The 395-nt window shown below is 48.1% G+C and carries 1 pseudogene; it reads left to right on the top strand.

What is annotated here, in order from left to right:
- A pseudogene (locus tag NE473_RS30480) lies at nucleotides 1-395 on the top strand (ATP-dependent helicase); the annotation flags it as partial.

Genomic DNA, 395 nt, shown 5'->3' on the forward strand with positions numbered 1-395 from the left:
GATTTCTGCAAAGAAGGCGGAAAAACTGGTTGAGGAAAGTTGTGCATGGGTGTGTGGGCAGAAGGAAGCTCAAGAGAACGGATCAGAAAAAGCAGCGGCGCCCGGACTTTTCGAAAGAATGGTTTCGTTTGCCTGGAATGGCGCTGAGATAGAGGATACAAATGGGTTTTATGAATATTTTGACCTGGATTGTTCACTGAAACCCAATGCGTCGTCTTATGGAGAGAATAAGGCAAATGTCTGTCATTTCCTGGACCGTATGTTTACATTTATGAAGGTGAAAGGGTTCAGTCTTCCGGAAGGACTTCGGGAATTTTTAAATTCAGCGGCACTGTACGGGTTCTCCCCGGCGCCGTCTGTCTCAGGAAGCAGTTCCCGGGAGGTCCCGTACAGTG

Origin of the sequence: Hungatella sp. SL.1.14 (genome assembly GCF_024460495.1) — a bacterium.
In the GTDB taxonomy this organism is placed as follows: domain Bacteria; phylum Bacillota; class Clostridia; order Lachnospirales; family Lachnospiraceae; genus Hungatella; species Hungatella hathewayi.